We start from the raw sequence: 274 nt of genomic DNA on the forward strand, positions 1-274 counted from the left end.
TCAGTTCATCGCGGACCGGTCGCAGCCGAACAAGCCGCCGCAGCCGCAGGACGACAGCTTCGGGGTGCGTCCGGGTCGTACGACGATCCTGCCGGTGCTGGGCAACGACGTGGACCCGGACGGGGACGTGATGACGGCGTCGCTGGCGGGGGACTCCCCGGCCAACGCGACGGTGCAGGCGATCATGGGCGGTGCGGCGCTGCAGGCGGTGGTGCCCGAGGACGCGCAGGGGACGGGCACGTTCCGGTACTCGGTCGCGGACGGGCGTGGGGGC

The 274-nt window shown here is 73.4% G+C and carries 1 protein-coding gene; it reads left to right on the plus strand.

Annotation, left to right across the window (positions count from 1 at the left end):
• The coding region (locus ABWU78_RS21000; RefSeq protein ID WP_439159407.1) for an Ig-like domain-containing protein at positions 1 to 274 on the plus strand (274 nt) is incomplete at both ends.

The sequence above is a fragment of the Cellulosimicrobium sp. CpK407 genome (assembly GCF_051844275.1).
In the GTDB taxonomy this organism is placed as follows: Bacteria; Actinomycetota; Actinomycetes; order Actinomycetales; family Cellulomonadaceae; genus Cellulosimicrobium; species Cellulosimicrobium cellulans_G.